The 17,208-nt window shown below is 30.4% G+C and carries 16 protein-coding genes and 1 tRNA gene; 10 read left to right on the forward strand and 7 right to left on the reverse strand.

All coding sequences use genetic code 11. From position 1 onward, the window contains the following. Positions 1-365: 365 nt before the first annotated feature. Positions 366-599 (reverse strand): putative signal transducing protein, encoded by a 234-nt coding sequence (locus KHA98_RS14610; RefSeq protein WP_213258660.1) that lies wholly within the window; start codon positions 597-599, stop codon positions 366-368. A gap of 109 nt (positions 600-708) precedes the next feature. Between KHA98_RS14610 and rnr the strand changes: the two genes are divergently transcribed. Genes rnr through KHA98_RS14625 form a run of 3 tightly spaced genes read left to right on the forward strand, consistent with a single transcriptional unit; the run spans position 709 to position 4,272 of the window. Next, positions 709-2,889 carry a ribonuclease R gene (rnr, locus tag KHA98_RS14615; protein WP_213258661.1) on the forward strand — a complete coding sequence of 727 codons (2,181 nt, stop codon included), beginning with the start codon at positions 709-711 and terminating at the stop codon, positions 2,887-2,889. A gap of 23 nt (positions 2,890-2,912) precedes the next feature. After that, positions 2,913-3,581: a head GIN domain-containing protein gene (locus tag KHA98_RS14620; RefSeq protein WP_213258662.1), complete on the forward strand. Its 669-nt coding sequence runs from the start codon at positions 2,913-2,915 to the stop codon at positions 3,579-3,581. Positions 3,582-3,594: 13 nt separating this feature from the next. Continuing rightward, positions 3,595-4,272: a LysE family translocator gene (locus KHA98_RS14625; protein ID WP_213258663.1), complete on the forward strand. Its 678-nt coding sequence runs from the start codon at positions 3,595-3,597 to the stop codon at positions 4,270-4,272. A 259-nt stretch (positions 4,273-4,531) separates the two neighbouring features. Here the strand turns inward: KHA98_RS14625 and KHA98_RS14630 are convergent. The 4 genes from KHA98_RS14630 to KHA98_RS14645 form a co-directional block, all read right to left on the reverse strand. After that, positions 4,532-4,602, reverse strand: a tRNA-Cys gene (locus tag KHA98_RS14630). A 94-nt stretch (positions 4,603-4,696) separates the two neighbouring features. Continuing rightward, positions 4,697-5,056, reverse strand: a complete 360-nt coding sequence (folB, locus tag KHA98_RS14635; RefSeq protein WP_213258664.1) for a dihydroneopterin aldolase — start codon at positions 5,054-5,056, stop codon at positions 4,697-4,699. An 8-nt stretch (positions 5,057-5,064) separates the two neighbouring features. Further along, complete coding sequence (locus KHA98_RS14640) at positions 5,065-5,376, reverse strand: hypothetical protein (protein ID WP_213258665.1); 312 nt, start codon at positions 5,374-5,376, stop codon at positions 5,065-5,067. Further along, entirely contained in the window at positions 5,367-5,582 is a 216-nt protein-coding gene (locus tag KHA98_RS14645) for a hypothetical protein (RefSeq protein WP_213258666.1), read from the reverse strand. The genes KHA98_RS14640 and KHA98_RS14645 overlap by 10 nt, the downstream gene beginning before the upstream one ends. Before the next feature lie 152 nt (positions 5,583-5,734). Between KHA98_RS14645 and KHA98_RS14650 the strand changes: the two genes are divergently transcribed. The 5 genes from KHA98_RS14650 to KHA98_RS14670 all read left to right on the forward strand — a co-directional run bounded on the left by KHA98_RS14650 (position 5,735) and on the right by KHA98_RS14670 (position 10,343). Then, complete coding sequence (locus KHA98_RS14650; RefSeq protein WP_213258667.1) at positions 5,735-7,852, forward strand: glutamine--tRNA ligase/YqeY domain fusion protein; 2,118 nt, start codon at positions 5,735-5,737, stop codon at positions 7,850-7,852. An 848-nt stretch (positions 7,853-8,700) separates the two neighbouring features. Further along, positions 8,701-9,180 carry a hypothetical protein gene (locus KHA98_RS14655; RefSeq protein WP_213258668.1) on the forward strand — a complete coding sequence of 160 codons (480 nt, stop codon included), beginning with the start codon at positions 8,701-8,703 and terminating at the stop codon, positions 9,178-9,180. Positions 9,181-9,271: 91 nt separating this feature from the next. Further along, entirely contained in the window at positions 9,272-9,598 is a 327-nt protein-coding gene (locus KHA98_RS14660; RefSeq protein ID WP_213258669.1) for a YtxH domain-containing protein, read from the forward strand. A 133-nt stretch (positions 9,599-9,731) separates the two neighbouring features. After that, complete coding sequence (locus KHA98_RS14665; protein WP_213258670.1) at positions 9,732-10,082, forward strand: competence protein; 351 nt, start codon at positions 9,732-9,734, stop codon at positions 10,080-10,082. Positions 10,083-10,088: 6 nt separating this feature from the next. Then, entirely contained in the window at positions 10,089-10,343 is a 255-nt protein-coding gene (locus tag KHA98_RS14670; protein ID WP_213258671.1) for a DUF6327 family protein, read from the forward strand. Positions 10,344-10,364: 21 nt separating this feature from the next. Here the strand turns inward: KHA98_RS14670 and KHA98_RS14675 are convergent, their stop codons facing one another. After that, the gene (locus KHA98_RS14675; RefSeq protein WP_213258672.1) at positions 10,365-11,345 is read right to left on the reverse strand and encodes an SPFH domain-containing protein; all 981 of its coding nucleotides are present in this window, start codon (positions 11,343-11,345) and stop codon (positions 10,365-10,367) included. A gap of 243 nt (positions 11,346-11,588) precedes the next feature. Then, positions 11,589-13,094, reverse strand: a complete 1,506-nt coding sequence (gltX, locus tag KHA98_RS14680) for a glutamate--tRNA ligase (RefSeq protein WP_213258673.1) — start codon at positions 13,092-13,094, stop codon at positions 11,589-11,591. Between the two features lie 164 nt (positions 13,095-13,258). Here gltX and KHA98_RS14685 point away from each other — a divergent pair, with 164 nt between their 5' ends. Next, positions 13,259-16,630: a DUF4175 family protein gene (locus tag KHA98_RS14685; RefSeq protein WP_213258674.1), complete on the forward strand. Its 3,372-nt coding sequence runs from the start codon at positions 13,259-13,261 to the stop codon at positions 16,628-16,630. Beyond that, positions 16,627-17,046 carry an rRNA maturation RNase YbeY gene (gene ybeY / locus KHA98_RS14690; protein WP_213258675.1) on the forward strand — a complete coding sequence of 140 codons (420 nt, stop codon included), beginning with the start codon at positions 16,627-16,629 and terminating at the stop codon, positions 17,044-17,046. The genes KHA98_RS14685 and ybeY overlap by 4 nt, the downstream gene beginning before the upstream one ends. Positions 17,047-17,208: the final 162 nt, after the last annotated feature.

The following is a 17,208-nucleotide window of genomic DNA, read 5'->3' on the forward strand; positions in this document are numbered from 1 at the left end:
GTTATCAATATCAAAAATGCAATTTTCAACAGAAATCAACATATCAACTTATCTACAAAATGAATTCATTTTTGGTTGTTAACCGTTGTTAATTAAAATCCAAAAAGTCTTAAGAATTAAACTTTTAACCCAAAATAACTATGTTGATAACTCCCAATAACTAAGAGAAACTTCATTTCAATACTTTTAAAAATAAATTTATTCGACATATTAACACACTATAATAACCAACAAATTTTTTTAAATTTTTAAAAATCTTTTTTGTTGTATTTAATATATGTTGAAAACTAAAAAAGTTGAAAAGGAAAAAAAATTTAATTTGAATTGACTTTTGAATTGAATTGAGTTTGTTTTGAATTTTTGTTTCAGACGATTTTGAGAGGATTGTTGAGATTGTCCAGAATTTCCTGAACTTGTTCGAAATCGTCCGGATGAATTTTAAGACGGATGCCACCCAGTGCTGCAGAATACATTGGGGCGACTGAAAGTGTCATTTCGTTTTCAAAAAAATAAGGGATTCCTTCCTGTTCCAATAAGTGTTTCAGGACAACAGTTTCGTGCTGATAATTGAATATTGCAATGGTTTTAAAGCTTTCCATAAAGGTCTTTTTGTAAATGTACGAAAAGTTATAATTTTAATAATTCTAATTGTTAAAATCTATATTCTGATATCTTATTTGTAATTTTAAACCTTATAAGAAAAGATATATGAGTAAGAAAATTAGAAAGCCGATAAAAAAAGAGAAAGATTTCTCTAGTAAGATAGTAAAAATTTTATCGCAAAGTGCTAATAAAGCATTCAATTATAAACAAATAGCAGCAAAGTTAGAACTTGATGATACAAAAAGCAGAAACCAGATTATAAAAGATTTAAAAATTCTGGCTGCTTCAAAAAAAATAATAGAAACAGAACCTGGTAAGTATTTAGTTAAAGCAGAAAGTCAGGATTACTACGAAGGAACGATAGATATGACGAGCAGAAAAACGGCCTATTTTATTTGTCCTGATTTTGCAGAAGATGTTTTTATCCCGACCAATAATTTAAATCGTGCATTAGATAAAGACAAAGTAAAAGTTTATGTTTATAACCGAAGAAAAGGTAAAAGACCTGAAGGTGAGGTTATTGAAGTTATAGAAAGAGATAAAACAGAATTTGTTGGAGTTATTGACATTCAGGCCAATTTTGCTTTTGTTTCCACTGCAAATCCTAAAATGTATACTGATATTTTTATTCCAAAGGATAAAATAGGAGAGGCAGAAAATGGTGATGTTGTTTTAGTTAAGATTGAAGACTGGCCAAAGAGAGCTGATAGTCCGTTTGGATCAGTAATTCGAGTTTTAGGAAAACCTGGAGAACATAATACGGAGATTCATGCTATTTTAGCTGAATACGGTTTACCAGCTGATTTTCCGGTTGAAGTTGAAGTGTATGCACAAAAAATAGATACTTCGATTCAGGAATCTGAGATTGCAAAACGTCGTGATATGCGTGATACACTTACGTTTACGATAGATCCAAAAGACGCAAAAGATTTTGATGATGCCTTGTCTTTCAAAAAATTAGAGAACGGAAATTATGAAATAGGAATTCATATTGCCGATGTTTCGTACTATCTTGAAGAAGGAACAATTCTGGATGATGAAGCCTATCAAAGAGCAACTTCGGTTTATTTGGTAGATAGAGTAGTGCCAATGCTTCCGGAAGTTTTATCTAATTTTGCATGTTCGTTACGTCCAAATGAGGAAAAATATACTTTCTCTGCTGTTTTTGAAATTTCGAAAGATGCAAAAGTTATTAACCAATGGTTTGGAAGAACAGTAATTTATTCTGATCAGCGTTTTGCTTACGAAGAAGCTCAGTATATCATTGAAACAAAAGATAATATTATTCCGGTTGATGTTTCAATTACCGGAGTATCTTATGTTGTTTCAGATGAAATTACTCAGGCGACTTTAAAATTAGATGAATTAGCAAAGATTTTAAGAAAGAAAAGAATGCAAAATGGTGCTATTTCTTTTGATAAAGTTGAAGTTAAATTTAATTTGGATGAAGAAGGAGAACCAGAAGGAGTATATTTTAAAGTTTCTAAAGATGCCAATCATCTTATTGAAGAATTCATGCTTTTAGCCAATAGAAAAGTGGCGGAATACATTGGAAAACAAAAGAAAACATTTGTTTACAGGATTCACGATGAACCAAATGAAGATAAATTAATTGCGATGCAAACTGTAATTGCTAAATTTGGTTACAAGATAGATTTTAGAAATAAAGGTGATATTTCGAAATCATTAAACGCTTTAATGGAAGAAGTTAATGGTAAGAAAGAACAAAATCTTATTGATACTCTTGCGATTAGAAGTATGAGTAAAGCCAAATATTCGACTGATAATATTGGTCATTATGGTTTAGCTTTTGATTATTACAGTCACTTTACATCGCCAATTCGTCGTTATCCTGACGTAATGGTACATCGTTTGTTGCAATATTATTTAGATAATGGCGCTTCTGTAGATGAAGAAACTTATGAAACGAAGTGTTTACATTGTTCAAACATGGAAAGTTTAGCTACAAATGCTGAACGTGACAGTATTAAATACATGCAGGTTAAATACATGCAGGATCACCAGGATGAAGAATTCCTTGGTGTTATTTCAGGAGTTACTGAATGGGGAATTTATGTTGAAATCGTTTCAAATAAATGTGAAGGAATGGTGAGAATCAGAGAGATAAAAGATGATTACTATACTTTCGATGAAAAACAATATGCATTGGTTGGAGCAACTTCTAACAGTTTATTGCAATTAGGAGATGAGATTTATGTTAAAGTAAAAAATGCTGATCTAGTTAAAAAACAACTTGATTTTCATTTTTTACGAAGAGCTGAATAAGTGTTAATTAAAAAAATAGAAGTATGAAAAAGTTAATTATAGGAGCGGCAATTTTATTTGTACAAATGTCTTTTGGTCAGGTAGTCAAAGAATTAGGAGATTTCGATACCGTTAAAGTATTTGATAAACTAAGTGTAAAAGTAGTTCAGGCAAATGAAAATAAAATTGTGATAAAAGGAGCAAGGGAGGCAGAAGTTGAAGCTGTTAATAAAAATGGTATTTTGAAATTAAGAATGCCTTTTCCTAAACTTTTATCAGGAAACGATCTAAGTATTACTTTGTATTATAAACATATAGAGCTTATAGATGTTAACGAAGGCGCAACTGTAACAAGTAATGAAGCTATCAAAGCAACTTCGTTTAAAGTAAGTGCACAGGAAGGCGGAGTTATTAATGTTGATTTAGATGTTGATAAGTTAAAAGTGAGCTCAGTTTCAGGAGGTTCTATTACTTTGACAGGTAAAGCTGAAAATCAGGTTGCAAGTTTAGGTGCAGGTGGTTATTTGTTAGCAAGTAAATTAAACACGTCTCAGACTACTGTTAGCGTTTCTGCGGGCGGAAAAGCAGATGTGAATGCATCAACCCTTGTCGATGCAAAAGTGAGCGCAGGAGGCTCTATTTACATTTATGGGAAACCGAAGCAAATAAATCAGAAAACAGTTTTTGGAGGTAAAATAGAAGAAGTAAAATAACAAATCGTATTTAATGATAAATGATATTCTGGCTGGACTGCCATGGGGACTCGTTCTTAGCTTTATGGTAGGTCCGGTATTTTTTGTTTTATTAGAAACCAGTATTACAAAAGGTTTCAGATCTGCAATTGTTTTTGATTTAGGAGTAGTGCTAGGAGACATTTTTTTTATAGCTATTGCTTATTTAGGAAGTTACAGATTGATTTCAAGTTTAAAAGATGATCCGGCTCTTTTTATTTTTGGCGGAATAATTATGCTTTCTTACGGTATTATTTCCTTTATAAAACTTAAGAAAGAAGAAAAAATAAACGATGAAGAAATTGATCGTGATATCTTAAAAAGAAACTATGGAAGTTTATTCGTAAAAGGATTTTTACTGAATGTTATTAATATTGGTGTTCTTGGTTTCTGGCTTGCTGTAATTATTTCTGTAGGACCAAAATTAGAAATGCAGACACCAAGAATGATGACATTTTTTACTGCCGTAATTATTACTTATTTGTTAGTTGATTGCATTAAAATTGTTTTAGCCAAACAATTAAAAACCAAAATGACACCAACCAATATTCTTAAAATTAAAAAAGGAATTAGCGTTGTTTTAATGGTTTTCGGATTTGCTTTAGTAATTCAAGGCTGGTTTCCAAAAGAAAAACAAATGGTTAAAAATGCTTTTGAAAAGATTGAAAAGTAGTTGTTAATAACTCAAAATTATAAAATTAAACCTCTGAATTTCAGAGGTTTTTTTGTGTTTATAAGTGTGGTGAAATAACAAACCCGACAGGTTTTTAAAACCTGTCGGGTTTACTTTTGTAATAAAAAATTAAGCATAAAAACCTCTAAAGTAATTTAGAGGTTTTGAGGTATCGTTCGGATTCGAACCAATATTTTTAATTAATTTTTTCTAAAAATTAGACATAAAAAAAAGAGATACATTTCTGTATCTCTTCTTGAGGCATCGTCCGGATTCGAACCGGAGTAGGAGCTTTTGCAGAGCCCAGCCTAGCCGCTCGGCCACGACGCCATTACTTGAACGGATGGCAAAAGTAACTAAAATCTTTAAATTTCAAAAGTTTCGAATGAAGTATTTTAAAAAAATACAATTTTAATTGTGGTAATTACTTTCTAATTTCCGTCATTTTTATTGTAACTGATTCTACATCACCACCAATAGGAGGATTTATTTTAGAAACCCAAACTGTTGTTTTTTCTACACTTTCTATCTCTGCAAGCACACGATTATTGATTCTTTTAGCAACATGCTCTAATAAATGGGAACGAATTGCCATTTCTTCAGCAATAATTTTGTTCAAATGAACATAATCAACAGTATCCAAAAGGTGATCTGTTTGTGCTGATTTCTGTAAATTGGTTTTGATTTTAAGATCTACTGTATAATCAGATCCTATTTTTCCTTCTTCAATTAAACATCCGTGGTAAGAAAAAGTACGGACATTTTTTAGTTTTATAACTCCCATTTTTTGTATTATAATTTAATTCTTGTAGTGTTTGGATCTTGATAATTGGATGTTACAGCTTGTATAGAAACAATTTTTTCGTCTTCATTGACTGTAAAATGAATTGTGTAAGGGAATTTTTTTAAAGGTAACGTACGAACAATGTTGTATTTTTCCTCAAAAAAAGGCAATTTTTTTAATGTAAGAGCATAGTTTTTAAACTCTTTATAAAATAATTTGCCCAAGCCTTTTCTTATAGATTCATAATAAAAAGCTGTTTCATCTACTTCTAATTTTGCTCTTGGAAGAATTACGGTTTTATAATTTTCTTCTAAAGCCATTTTTTATCTAACTCTTTTAAAGCATCCTCTAGAGGAATATAATCTTCTGGTTTAGCATTTTTTATGCGATCTAAAACCATTTCTTGTTGCCATAAAGGAATTTCATTCGCTGTATTTTCATTTATAGAAACGTCAGGAATATGTTTGAAAAAACTAACAAAAGTTTCGTAAAAATCGTCTGGAATTGTAACAGTTAATTGTCTCATAATTCTGAATATTTGTACAAAAGTACTAAATATATTAATTTCAGGTACAACGTTTAACGTTTCAGATTTACTGATAAGTTTCCAAAGAAAACCATAAACTATAAACCGTAAACTATAAACTTTTTTATCTTTGCTAAAATTACTATAAAATAATGGCATCAGAAGAGAAATCACTCAATTTTATCGAACAAATCATAGAGGAAGACGTAAAATCAGGTCTTTCAAATACTAAACTTCGCTTTCGTTTTCCACCAGAACCTAATGGTTATTTACACATTGGGCACGCAAGTTCTATTGCGTTAAATTTTGGTTTAGGAATTGATTATCAATCTCCTGTAAATTTACGTTTTGATGATACAAACCCTGAAAAAGAAGAACAAGAATTTGTTGATGCTATTAAAAAAGATGTAGAATGGTTAGGATATACCTGGGCAGAAGAACGTTATGCTTCAGATTATTTCCAACAATTATATGATTGGGCAGTTTTATTAATTAAAAAAGATAAAGCGTATGTTGATAGCCAATCATCAGAAGATATGGCGATTCAAAAAGGAACTCCGTCAACAACTGGAACAGATAGTCCGTACAGAAATCGTTCCGTTGAAGAAAATCTTGATTTATTCGAAAGAATGAAAAACGGTGAATTTGAAGCTGGTACACATATTCTTCGTGCAAAAATTGACATGAAATCAACCAACATGTTAATGCGTGATCCTATCATGTACAGGATTTTACATAAACATCACCATAGAACTGGAGATGCCTGGAAAATCTATCCAATGTACGATTGGGCACATGGGCAAAGTGATTATTTAGAACAAATTTCACACTCATTTTGTACTCTAGAATTTTTACCTCACCGCGAATTATACGATTGGTTTTTAGACCAAATTTTTGATGATAATAAACTACGTCCAAAGCAAAGAGAATTTGCAAGACGTAACTTATCACATACTGTTGTTAGTAAAAGAAAATTACAACAACTGGTTAAAGAAAAGCATGTTAACGGTTGGGATGATCCAAGAATGTCAACAATTTCTGGATTAAGAAGACGTGGTTACACCGCTGCTTCATTACGTAATTTTGCAAATACAATTGGTATTGCAAAACGTGATAATTTGATTAATGTATCAGTTTTAGAATTTTGTATTCGTGAAGATTTGAACAAAATTGCACCTCGTGTAATGGCGGTTTTAGATCCTGTGAAAGTGGTAATTACAAATTATCCAGAAGGAAAAGAAGAATGGTTAGAAGCTGAAAATAATCAGGAAGATGAAAACGCAGGATTCAGAAAAGTACCTTTTTCACGTGAATTATACATTGAAAGAGAAGACTTTTTAGAAGAAGCTCCAGCTAAATATTTCCGTTTGACTTTAGGAAAAGAAGTACGTCTTAAAAATGCTTATATCATTAAAGGAGAATCTGTTATAAAAGATGCTGAAGGCAATATAACTGAAATTCATGTTACGTATGATACTGATTCTTTAAGCGGAAGCGGAACAGAAGCAAGCCAAAGAAAAGTATCTGGAACTTTGCATTGGGTTTCTATTCAACATGCAGTTGAAGCAGAAGTTCGTTTGTACGATCGTTTGTTTACAGATGAAGCTCCAGACAGTTATAAGGACAAAAATTTCTTGGATTTTGTAAATCCAAATTCGTTAGAAATTGTGACTGGATATGTTGAACCAAGTTTATCAACAGCTCAAAACGAAGATAAATTTCAGTTTCAACGTTTAGGATATTTTACTGTTGATAAAGACTCAACTGCTTCAAAATTAGTATTTAACAAAACTGTTGGATTGAAAGATGCTTGGGAAGAAAAGGGAAAAAAAGAAGAAAATAGCCTTAATAATTCTTTGAAAGATATTAACAAATATTTTAAAGTTGAAACTAAAGCGGAACGTATTGCAATTGAAAGTGCAATAGGAGAGAACATCGCAACTATTTCTAGTTTCTCTTTGATTCAGAATTCATTAAAGAAGAATATCAACAATAATAAGGCTTCATTATTGTTTTCTCAGTTTATTTTGAAGTATTCAAACTGGAAGTCTACAGATTTTGAACAAGAAGATATTAAGAAATTATATTCAATGTCTTTAAAAAGTGAATCGACTTATGTAAGATCAAAAGCACTTTTAAATTTGAGAGATTTAGAAAATGAAAGTTTCAGAAATCAATTTGATGATGAAATTTTAAAATTATATTCAAATCCGCCAAAAAATGCTTCAGAGAGAGAAATTGAAATTCTTTCGGAAATGGTAAAGAAGTAATATCAGATAAATTTATTAAAAGCGCTTTTATAAGCGCTTTTTTTTATTATATAATATGTCTATTATTTTTAAATATTTTATAGATTTTTTAAATAAAAAACAGCTTTCATAAATTGATTTTAAAAGAGAAAAAAAATATGTTGGATAACTTATTCCTATTTTAAAAGTTGATTTATTAAAAGTCTTTATTTCAATTTTACTCTTTTTTTCCTTGATTTTAGGCTAATTTTTAGAAAATGAAAATTTTGTACCTAAAATAGTCTTTTTGCCAGGTTTTTTGATTATAGATTTTAGTGATGATAAAAAAATATTTTTATAATAATTGGTTATTATTTACTTTATTGATGGTTTTAAAATTTTAAATTGTTTTTATTTATTAAAAATAACCTCTATATATTGATTTTAAGCTATTTTTTTTACTAGGTCGATAGATTATTCATTTTTTGAATTATTGTTTAAATAGCGTCTTTATTTAACTTTTTACTGTCGTTTTTGTTAGTTTAACGGGTTATTAACATACAATTGTTTATAAATCAGTACTTTTATGACTATACCAAAAGTCAGAGATGATTTTATAAAAATTAATTTTTCCGAAGAGATTCTAAATTGAATTAGGCCAAAGTTTAAAAATGTAGATTTTTGTTTTGGTGTTTACTTCAAAATTGAATTCTTGAGAAGACAATTTTATGTTCTAATTTTTATTGTGATTTAGTTTTGATAATATTTCGCGTAAAAGGTATTTTTCAGAATTAGTTCAGAATTACAAAATTCCATAATGAGATTCTTAGGTTGCTAATTTTTATATTTCAATCTGATCAGTTTTAATTTTTAATTTAAATCTAATTATCATGAAAGTATTATATTTTACGCTAGCCTTATTATTTGCAAATATTGCAATTTCTCAAACACATCAAATTACAAAACACAATGGTGAACAACTTGATGTTAATTTTATAAAAAGTGAAAATGATTTAATTTATTATTCATTTGACGGAAGTTCGGAAGAACAAAAAATTAGCAAATATGCTGTTTCACAAATAACAAATAAGCAAACGAATCAAACTCAAAAAATTTCTGATAAAATAATAGTTGATTCAAATGACGATTACAAAATGGTAACTGTTTTACCACAAGAAAAGACAATAGGTTTAAAACAAGTTGCTAATTTTTCTGGTGTTTCTACAAAGACAAAAGGGGAGCCGCCAATTGCAAATCAAAAGCAAACTGCAATGAGAATAAAAAGTAAATCGGCTTCAAATGGTTATCCGTTTGTTAGCATAATCGAAAAATCAGATGGTAAATATGAAGCTGTAGCTTATGTGTATTAATTGTATTGTTAATTTTTTGTAAATATCATTTAACCAATATTTTATAATTTAAAAAAAGAGTACCTTTATTAATCATTTAAATTTAATTATTATGTCAAAGAACTTAAATACTGCTGCTGCTATATTAGCTGCTGCTGCTGCAGGTGCAGCGATAGGAATTTTGTTTGCTCCAGATAAAGGATCAAAAACTCGTGCAAAATTGAAAGAAGGTATTGACGATGCAAAACATAATTTGCAGGATTCACTTTCAGCAGGTTCTGAAGTTCTTCGTGAAAAATTCAAGAGCGCAAAACATAATATGGATGGAACTTATGAAGAATTACTTTCTAATATGAGTTACAAGACAGAGGAAGTAATTACTTTTTTAGAATCTAAGTTGGCAGATTTAAAAGCTCAAAACGCTAAACTTCAGAAATAAGAATACCGAAGCACAAAGCTTGTTTTGATTTTGAGGTTGTATTTGGTTTATTTTATTTAATTTTAAAATGAACAAAATACAGTTTTTTAATCAACTTGTTTTGTGCTTCTTTTTTAAAATAAATTTTGGAATTATGGCTTTTGAAGAATTAAAAGAAAATACTGAAAACATTCAGGATCAGGCTAAAGAGTATATAGACAGTCATTTAGCGTATTATAAACTTTGGGGTTTTAAAGTTGCGATGAAATCAACAACTTTAATATTTAAGTTTACTTTGATTTTATTATGCTTTAGTATGGTTTTACTTTTCGGATCTTTTGCTGCAGCTTATGCTTTTGGTACCTTGTTTGAAAGTACAGCTTTGGGATTTTTGGCAGTAGGAGGGATCTATTTATTTTTTACAATTATACTTTTCTTTGTAAAAGATAAGTTTGTTGAAGGTCCAATTTTGGAGAAATTTTCGGAAATCTTTTTTAACGATTAAGGAATTATGGAAAAGAAAAAATACTCATCGTACGCAGAATTAGATAGAGATCTGGAAATTTTGAAGTTAGAAAAAGAGATCAATTATCAAAAATTAGTTTTAAGTTTTCAGAGAACTAAAGAAAGTATTACACCACAAAAAATTGTAAATGGCTTTATTTCATCTTATACAGATTACTTTTCAAACTCATATGTAAAAATTATCCAGTCAGTTTTACCGTATATTATTGGTTGGTTTATGAATAAAAAAAGAGGCAATTAAGCCTCTTTTTTCTTTTATATATTATTGTATTTCCGGTTGAATATCATCTTCATAACCAGATTGAGGATGGTTCGGTTTATGTTTTTCTACTTTTTTATTGGTCTTTTTCATCATCTCACCAACTTGGTTTGAAGCAGTAAATGAAGCAACCATATTATTCAGCATGTCGCTTCCGGCTTGTGGAGAATTTGGAAGAAGAATTAAGTTTGAATTTGCATCAGCTCCAATTGCTTGTAGTGTATCATAATGTTGTGTAACAACAATCAAGGCAGAAGCTTCCTGAGAATTAATCCCAACATTGTTTAAAACTTCAACACTTTCTACTAAACCTCTTGCAATTTCACGACGTTGATCTGCAATACCTTGTCCTTGTAAACGTTTACTTTCAGCCTCAGCTTTTGCTTTTGCAACGATTCTGATTCTTGAACTTTCAGCTTCAAATTCAGCAGCCGTTTTCTCTCTGTCTGCAGCATTAATTCTGTTCATTGCATTTTTTACCTGGATATCAGGATCAATATCAGTAACCAAAGTATTGATAATATCATATCCATAAGTAGACATTGCTTCGTTTAATTCACGTTTTACTGCAACAGCAATATCATCTTTTCTTTCAAAAACATCATCTAGTTTTAGTTTTGGTACTTCGGCGCGAACAACATCAAATACATAAGAAGTGATTTGATCATGTGGATATTCTAGTTTATAAAAAGCTTCATATACTTTTTCCTGAATTACTTTAAACTGAACTGAAACTTTCATTTTAATAAAAACGTTGTCTCTAGTTTTAGTTTCAATGATGACATCCAACTGCTGAATTTTAAGATTTACACGTCCGGCCAATCTGTCAACCAACGGAATTTTAAGTTGTAATCCCGAATTTCTAACACTTTGAAATTTCCCAAATCTCTCGATTATTACAGATGATTGTTGTTTTACTGTAAAGAAAGACGACAGTAAAATAAATAATCCGAAGACTATTATAATAATAAATGCTGTACCCATGGTAATATTAATTTAGTTTTTATGATCTGGTAAATTACGAAAATTCTTCTAAAATAAAATTATTAGATATTAAAAAAACGCTAAGAACATTTTTTAGATGTTGCTTAGCGTTTGTTTTTTTGAACCATTAAGGTCATTTAGAAAATTAAGGTAAAAGTTTTGTCAAGACAATTAAGCTTTATGAACCTTTTTTTTTCTATTAAGTTGAGCTTGATAAACTTAATATCTTAATGGTAAAGTATTTTATAAAGTTGAAATTGCTTTCTGAATTCTCGAAATAGTTTCTTCTTTTCCGATGATTTCAACAATATCAAATAGGTGAGGACCTTTTAGAGCTCCAACCAAACTTAAGCGGAAAGGTTGCATTACTTTACCCATACCAATTTCATTTTTAGTCAACCAGTCTTTTACGATTGCTTCAATATTTGCTGAATCAAAACCTTCAATATATTCAAGAGTAGAAATCAGTTCCTGCATTAAAGCTGGAGTTTCTTCTTTCCAGTTTTTGCTTGCTTTTTCATCATACGACGTTGGCGCCTGAAAAAAGAAATCAGTTAAATCCCAAAAGTCAGAAACAAAATTAGCACGTTCTTTAATCAAAGAAACGATTCTTGTAACATCATATTTAGAAATATCAACACCTTTTTCTTCTAAAATAGGAGAGAAGTCTTTCGCTAAATCTGCATCATTTTGTTTGATAAGATATTGGTGATTGAACCATTTATTTTTCTCAGGATCAAATTTTGCTCCTGCTTTATGAACTCGGTTTAAGTCAAAAGCTTCTACCAATTCTTCAAGAGAATATAATTCTTTTTCAGTTCCATCATTCCAGCCTAACAAAGCAAGGAAATTTACAACCGCTTCCGGGAAAAATCCTTTCTCTCTGTAACCAGATGAGATTCCTTCTTCCGTTTTCCATTCTAAAGGAAACACAGGAAATCCTAATTTATCACCATCTCTTTTAGATAATTTTCCATTTCCAATTGGTTTCAATATCAAAGGCAAATGTGCAAATTCGGGAGCATCCCAACCAAAAGCTCTGTACAATAAAACGTGAAGAGGCATAGAAGGCAACCATTCTTCACCACGAATTACATGTGAAGTTTCCATCAAATGATCATCAACAATATTAGCTAAATGATACGTTGGCATTCCATCACTTTTAAAAAGAACTTTATCATCAAGTAAGCTTGTTTCAAATTTTACATCACCACGAATGATATCTTTTAAATGTAAAGTTTCATCAACCGGAGTTTTAAAACGTATCACATAATGTTCTCCATTGGCAATTCTTTTAGCAACTTCTTCAGCAGAAATTACCAAAGAGGTATCTAGCTTTTCACGAATTGTATGGTTGTAAATAAAAGTTTTTCCATCCGCTTCTTGTTCTTTTCTCAAAGCATCAAGAGCTTCAGGAGTATCAAAAGCATAATAAGCCCAACCGGAATTGATCAATTCGTCAGCATATTTTTGGTATAAGTCTTTACGATCGCTTTGTCTGTATGGACCAAATTTCTCATTTTTTCCAACAGTTTCTTCTGGTGAAATTCCTAACCATTCTAAAGCTTCCATAATGTAAGCTTCTGCACCAGGAACAAAACGAGTCTGATCTGTATCTTCAATTCTTAGATAGAAAACACCGTTATGTTTTTTTGCAAATAAATAATTAAATAGGGCAGTACGAACTCCGCCAATATGTAATGGTCCTGTTGGACTTGGTGCAAAACGCACCCGAACTTGCTTTGACATTTTGTATATATTTTGTTGCAAAGATACAACTCTGAATTAGAAAATTAGAAAATGAGTTTAATGAGATAATGTCTTAACCATAGCTTCATTGACTAATTTTCTAATTGATCATTTTCTAATTATAATTAGTACTTTTATGGGTTACAATCAAAAGAGATTTTATTTTGAAAACATCATCGGCAATATATCAAAAGTTAGAAGGGTTTATTAAAAAGTATTATACAAATGAATTGATAAAAGGAGCACTTCTTTTTATTGGTTTTGGGTTATTGTATTTTCTATTCACGCTTTTTGTTGAGTATTTTCTATGGTTAAAACCTGCAGGAAGAACCCTTTTATTTTGGTTATTTATTGGAGTAGAAGTATTCCTGTTGTTTCGATTTATCTTGTTTCCGATTTTTAAATTGTTAAAACTTCAAAAAGGAATTGATTATAATCAGGCTTCGGCAATTATTGGAAATCATTTTACAGAAGTAAGTGATAAACTAACGAACTTTTTGCAGCTTTCTTCAAATGAAAATTCAAGTGAAAGTTCAGAATTAATGTTAGCTTCAATAGAGCAAAAAGCTAATTCTTTGCAACCAATCCCTTTTGGAAACGCAATTAATTTTAATACTAATAAGAAGTATTTGCCATTAGCAATTATTCCGATTTTACTTTTTGCTGTGTTTTATATTTCGGGAAACAGTACAGTAATATCTCAAAGTTTTAATAGAGTAGTACATTTTAATGCTTCATTTTTACCGCCGGCTCCATTCAAATTTGTAGTTTTAAATGGTAATCTTCAAACAGAACAAAACAAAGATTTTGTTGTAAAAGTAGAAACCGATGGAAAGGTAGTTCCAGAAAATGTCATGATTCATATTGGTAGCGAAAGTTATTTTATGGAATCTTCTCAGCCAGGAAAGTTTGAATTTAAAATTGAGAAGCCAGTTAGTAATGTTGCTTTTTCTTTTGAAGGCAATGCAGTTTCATCTGATGAATATGAATTAAAAGTTATTACAGTTCCATCAATTGCCAACTTTGAAATGGTTCTGAATTTCCCGGCATACTTAAAAAAGAAATCGGAAACAATTCAGGGAACAGGAAATGGTATCGTTCCAGAGGGAACTACAGTGACCTGGAAAATGAATACACAATCAACACAAGAGATTGTCTGGAAGGATGAGAATGCAGTTTTAAGATTTACAAAAGCTGAAAATGAGTTTAAACTGGTAAAAAATATCAGTCAAAATACAGAATATCAAATTCTTACTTCAAATAATAAGGTCAAAAACTATGAAAAATTAGATTATCAGCTGTCTGTTATCAAAGATCAGCATCCAACAATCACAGTTTCTCCAGCACCGGATAGTTTAAAGCTGGATAAAAATTATGTTTTAGGAAGAATGGGTGATGACTATGGTTTATCAAAATTGCAGATTGTTTATTACGAAAGAGGTAAACCTCAAACAGCAAAGCGCGGAACTATTCCGGTAAAGCAAGCTGTGTTTGATCAGTTCGTTTTTAATTTCCCAAGTAATCTTGCTGTAGAAGAAGGAGTATCTTATGAATACTATTTTGAAGTTTTTGATAACGATGCGCCTCATCATTTTAAGAGTACAAAGTCTTCTGTGTTTTCAGACAGAGTTTCTACTGCCGATGAGATTCAGGATGCAGAATTGCAACAACAAAATCAGAATATAAATAGTCTGGAAAAATCATTAAAGAATCAGACCAAGCAGATTTCTGAAATGGATAAGATTCAGAATACCGGAAAAGAAAAAGATAATTTAGAATTTAAAGATCAGCAGAAGATCAATGATTTTATCAAACGTCAAAAACAACAAGACGAAATAATGAAACAGTTTGCTGAAAAGATGAATAAGAATTTAGATAAATTCAAAGACGAGAAGAACGATAAAACTGCTGAAGATTTACAAAAACGTTTAGATAATGCAGAAAAGGATTTAGAGAAAAATCAAAAATTATTAGATGAATTAAAGAACTTAAACGATAAATTAAATAACGAAGATTTGTTTGATAAGATGGAAAAGTTCAAACAAATCAGTAAAAACCAATCTCGTAATTTAGAACAATTAGTTGAATTGACCAAGCGTTTTTATGTTTCTAAGAAGGCAGAACAGGTTGCTGAAAAGTTGAATAAACTTTCAGATCAGCAAGAACAGTTATCAAATAAAGAGAAAGAAAACACGAAAGAAAAGCAAGATGATATTAATAAGTCTTTTGATAAAATACAGGAAGACTTAAAAGATTTGAAAGAAGAAAATAAAACATTGAAAGCTCCTTTGGAGATTACGCAGGATGCTTCAAAAGAAAAAGACCTTGATAATGATTTGCAAAAAGCTTCAGAAGAGTTAGAGAAAAAGAATACTTCTTCGGCTAAACAAAAACAGAAAAGTGCTGCTCAGAAAATGAAGAGTATGGCAAAGCAAATGGAGTCGAGTATGGATGGTGGAGAACAGGAACAATTAGAAGAAGATGTTGCAATGCTTCGTCAGGTTTTGGATAATCTTCTTGCATATTCTTTATCTCAGGAAGATGTAATGAAACAATTTAAATCAATGAAATTAGGTTCATCTGCTTATACTAAGAATATAAAAATCCAGCAGAATTTAAAACAACAGTTCAAACATGTTGATGATAGTTTGTTTGCATTGTCATTAAGAAATCCAAAAGTAGCAGAAGATGTAACGAAGGAAATTGGAAACGTGCAATACAATATAGATAAAGCAATTGAAACTTTGACCGATGTTCAGATTCCAAAAGGAGTTTCGCACCAGCAGTACGCCACTTCATCTGCAAATAAGCTGGCCGACTTTTTAAGTGATTTATTAAACAACATGCAAATGTCTATGTCTAAACCGGGATCTGGAAAACCAAAACCGGGTGATGGACAAGGAATGCAATTACCTGATATTATACAAAAGCAAAAAGGTTTAGCTGATAAAATGAAGGAAGGAATGAAAGAAGGTAATAAACCCGGAGATAGTCAACAAGGTCAAGGAAGCGAAAGTAAGCAAGGTCAGGGTAAAGATGGACAAGGTAAAAACGGTCAGGGCAAAGAAGGACAAGGAAACAAAAACGGAGGAAAAGGAAATGATGGAAAAGACGGAAATGATGGAGAAGGAGATGCTGAAAAGATTATGGAGATTTATAAAGAACAAGTAAAACTTCGTGAAGCATTACAAAATGAATTAGCTAAAAAAGGTTTAGACGGACAAGGTAAATCTGTTATTGATCAAATGAAACAATCCGAAAAGCAACTTTTAAATAAAGGATTTAAGAACGAGAACCTTCAGAGAATTTTAAATATTCAACAAGAATTACTAAAATTAAACAACGCAGTTCAGCAACAAGGTCAGGATACGAAACGTCAATCTGAAACAAATAAGACTGAATTTTCTAATAGAACAAATGCTTTACCAAGCTCATTATTAGAATATTTAAATAGTGTAGAAATTTTAAACAGACAATCGTTACCTTTGCGCTCAAATTTTAACCAAAAGGTTCAAGAATATTTTAATACAAAATGATCAATTTTAATTACGAAACAGATTTTAATTTAGATAACGAAGAAGCCTTTTCTGATTGGTTGAGTGCTGTAATTGTTTCTGAAAACAAAAACGAAGGAGAGATAAATTATATTTTTTGTGATGATGAATATCTTCATAAGATTAATGTAGAGTATCTGGATCACGACACACTAACAGATATTATCAGTTTTGATTATACAGTTGGGAATGAATTAAACGGAGATATATTTGTTTCTGTAGAAAGAGTTGAAGATAACGCAAAGGATTTTAATGTTTCTTTTGAAGAAGAATTAAAACGTGTATTAGCTCACGGTATATTACATTACTGTGGATACAAAGATAAATCAGATGCAGATGCGGATTTAATGCGTTCTAAAGAAGATGAAAAAATAGCAATGTTTCACGTGGAACGCTAATTAAACATCTATTAAAAGTTTAAAATATATGTTCCACGTGAAACGTTTAAGATTTTAAATCTAATAAAATGTTTCACGTGGAACATGTGAGTTTAGTTGATATTAGAAATTACTAAATTTTGTTCCACGTGAAACAAAATTTTAAAAGTTAAGATTTATAAA

It is taken from the genome of Flavobacterium branchiicola, assembly GCF_018383905.1.
Taxonomy (GTDB): Bacteria; Bacteroidota; Bacteroidia; order Flavobacteriales; family Flavobacteriaceae; genus Flavobacterium; species Flavobacterium branchiicola.

Excerpts from the sequence above, each read along its gene's own strand:
- KHA98_RS14610 (WP_213258660.1), bottom strand. The coding sequence starts at position 599 with ATGGAAAGCTTTAAAACCATTGCAATATTCAATTATCAGCACGAAACT.
- rnr (WP_213258661.1), top strand. The coding sequence starts at position 709 with ATGAGTAAGAAAATTAGAAAGCCGATAAAAAAAGAGAAAGATTTCTCT.
- KHA98_RS14620 (WP_213258662.1), top strand. The coding sequence starts at position 2,913 with ATGAAAAAGTTAATTATAGGAGCGGCAATTTTATTTGTACAAATGTCT.
- KHA98_RS14625 (WP_213258663.1), top strand. The coding sequence starts at position 3,595 with ATGATAAATGATATTCTGGCTGGACTGCCATGGGGACTCGTTCTTAGC.
- folB (WP_213258664.1), bottom strand. The coding sequence starts at position 5,056 with ATGGGAGTTATAAAACTAAAAAATGTCCGTACTTTTTCTTACCACGGA.
- KHA98_RS14640 (WP_213258665.1), bottom strand. The coding sequence starts at position 5,376 with ATGGCTTTAGAAGAAAATTATAAAACCGTAATTCTTCCAAGAGCAAAA.
- KHA98_RS14645 (WP_213258666.1), bottom strand. The coding sequence starts at position 5,582 with ATGAGACAATTAACTGTTACAATTCCAGACGATTTTTACGAAACTTTT.
- KHA98_RS14650 (WP_213258667.1), top strand. The coding sequence starts at position 5,735 with ATGGCATCAGAAGAGAAATCACTCAATTTTATCGAACAAATCATAGAG.
- KHA98_RS14655 (WP_213258668.1), top strand. The coding sequence starts at position 8,701 with ATGAAAGTATTATATTTTACGCTAGCCTTATTATTTGCAAATATTGCA.
- KHA98_RS14660 (WP_213258669.1), top strand. The coding sequence starts at position 9,272 with ATGTCAAAGAACTTAAATACTGCTGCTGCTATATTAGCTGCTGCTGCT.
- KHA98_RS14665 (WP_213258670.1), top strand. The coding sequence starts at position 9,732 with ATGGCTTTTGAAGAATTAAAAGAAAATACTGAAAACATTCAGGATCAG.
- KHA98_RS14670 (WP_213258671.1), top strand. The coding sequence starts at position 10,089 with ATGGAAAAGAAAAAATACTCATCGTACGCAGAATTAGATAGAGATCTG.
- KHA98_RS14675 (WP_213258672.1), bottom strand. The coding sequence starts at position 11,345 with ATGGGTACAGCATTTATTATTATAATAGTCTTCGGATTATTTATTTTA.
- gltX (WP_213258673.1), bottom strand. The coding sequence starts at position 13,094 with ATGTCAAAGCAAGTTCGGGTGCGTTTTGCACCAAGTCCAACAGGACCA.
- ybeY (WP_213258675.1), top strand. The coding sequence starts at position 16,627 with ATGATCAATTTTAATTACGAAACAGATTTTAATTTAGATAACGAAGAA.